1 protein-coding gene, 3 tRNA genes and 1 pseudogene are annotated in these 1,612 nt (G+C 57.1%); 3 read left to right on the top strand and 2 right to left on the bottom strand.

Features of this window, described 5'->3' with window-relative positions; genetic code table 11:
• Positions 1–158: 158 nt before the first annotated feature.
• Positions 159–234, bottom strand: a tRNA-Thr gene (locus tag FKM97_RS26150).
• A gap of 35 nt (positions 235–269) precedes the next feature.
• Positions 270–1,049 carry a 23S rRNA (guanosine(2251)-2'-O)-methyltransferase RlmB gene (gene rlmB / locus FKM97_RS26145; protein WP_246105282.1) on the bottom strand — a complete coding sequence of 260 codons (780 nt, stop codon included), beginning with the start codon at positions 1,047–1,049 and terminating at the stop codon, positions 270–272.
• 177 nt (positions 1,050–1,226) lie between these two features.
• On the opposite strand from rlmB, the gene FKM97_RS26140 reads away from it, so the two are divergent.
• From FKM97_RS26140 to FKM97_RS26130, 3 genes and pseudogenes are all read left to right on the top strand, one after another.
• Positions 1,227–1,311 (top strand) — tRNA-Tyr (locus FKM97_RS26140).
• Between the two features lie 63 nt (positions 1,312–1,374).
• Positions 1,375–1,448: transfer RNA gene (locus FKM97_RS26135), tRNA-Gly, on the top strand.
• Between the two features lie 79 nt (positions 1,449–1,527).
• Positions 1,528–1,612: pseudogene (locus tag FKM97_RS26130) on the top strand (elongation factor Tu); the annotation flags it as partial.

The following is a 1,612-nucleotide window of genomic DNA, read 5'->3' as shown; positions in this document are numbered from 1 at the left end:
CCGCGTTTCACCGAATCCCTACTGCGAAGCGCATCGCGCCCTCGCTTGCGAAAGCCTCAGCAGGTTTTAAAGCAGCGTGACAAATGCGTGACAACATTTGCTCAGACTGCCATGCGTGACAAAGTCTTTTATCTAAAGTATTGTTTTTTATGAATTTTTGGTGCCGGCAACAGGATTTGAACCCGTGACCCCCTGATTACAAATCAGGTGCTCTACCAACTGAGCTATGCCGGCGCTATCGCTTCAATCTCGTAACCGACCCACAAGTGTCAAGGTGCAATCGAAGCTTCGCGGGTGACGATGTAGAGAGCGATAGCTGCGGCAGTTGAGACGTTGAGACTGGCGATCGGTCCCGGAAGAGAAATTCGAGCGACCATATCGCAACGGTCCTTGGTGAGCCGCCGAAGCCCCTTGCCCTCGGCTCCGAAAACGAGTGCGAGCGGGGGTTGCAAAGGGGCCTCGCTGAGTTCAATCTCGGCCTCACTGTCCAAGCCGATCACCGTGAATCCTTTATTTTTTATGGTCTGGATGGCTTGCGCAAGGTTGGTTTCGCGAGCGAAGGCTACATGCTCCAGTCCTCCGCTGGCAGCCTTCGCCAGGGCGGCGGTGAGTCCGGGACTGTGTCGTTCCGTTGTTACGAGTGCATGGGCGCCGAAGGCGGCGGCCAGACGAAGCACCGCTCCGACGTTATGAGGATCCGTCACCTGATCCAGCAACAGGATCAGACCTTGGCCTGGGACATCCTCGAGATCGACGGGCTCTAAGGAGTGCGCTTCGAGGACGAGCCCCTGATGGACCGCATCCGGTCCTGCCATCTGGTCTAGCACCTTTGGCGCAGTAATCTCCCGGGGAACGCTTGCAGGGAGTTCCGTCGCGAATCGGTGTGACGCGTTCTCCGATAGCCACAACTTGATATGATGGCGCCTGGGATTCCGAAGCGCGGCCAGAACGGCGTGGCTCCCATAAATAATGTCCCGACCCGTTCCGTGGGAGTCGAGCTCCTGGCCTCGATGGGGATGTCTTTGGCGGGAGTATCGAGTTTGTTTCATGTGCTGGCTATACGGCAGACGTGCCAAGGGTACCACCAACATCTTGATCCGAAGACTGTCGTCGGAGTCTAGTGGGTTGACAGGACTGGAGCCCGTCCCCATAAAGCGGCTCGTTGCTTCCCGGTGAACCGGTCCGGGACGATTTCCTGTGCACTCCACACGGGTGACATTTGGCACGGAGGGGTGCCCGAGTGGTTAAAGGGGACGGACTGTAAATCCGTTGGCTTAGCCTACGTTGGTTCGAATCCAACCCCCTCCACCAGTTGCGAATGTCACATAGACCGTGAAGTGTCTCAGCGCGATTGCCCAAGACCGAGGCGGAAGCGCGGGTGTAGCTCAATGGTAGAGCAGAAGCCTTCCAAGCTTACGACGAGGGTTCGATTCCCTTCACCCGCTCCAAATTCAGATAAGAACATGGCGGCGGTCCGCCGCCCCTGCGGGTGCAGCCCTTTCGGGCGCGTTGTACAAGGACGGAGAGATGGGCAAGCAGAAGTTCGATCGGTCGAAGCCGCATTGCAACATAGGGACGATTGGTCATGTTGATCATGGCAAGACGTCTTTGA

Source organism: Rhodoligotrophos appendicifer (genome assembly GCF_007474605.1).
GTDB classification, from domain to species: domain Bacteria; phylum Pseudomonadota; class Alphaproteobacteria; order Rhizobiales; family Im1; genus Rhodoligotrophos; species Rhodoligotrophos appendicifer.
This window is presented reverse-complemented; position numbering and strand designations above follow the sequence as displayed.

What these genes read in the sequence shown, in the direction of transcription:
- rlmB (WP_246105282.1), bottom strand. Translation starts at nt 1,049, where the DNA reads ATGAAACAAACTCGATACTCCCGCCAAAGACATCCCCATCGAGGCCAG.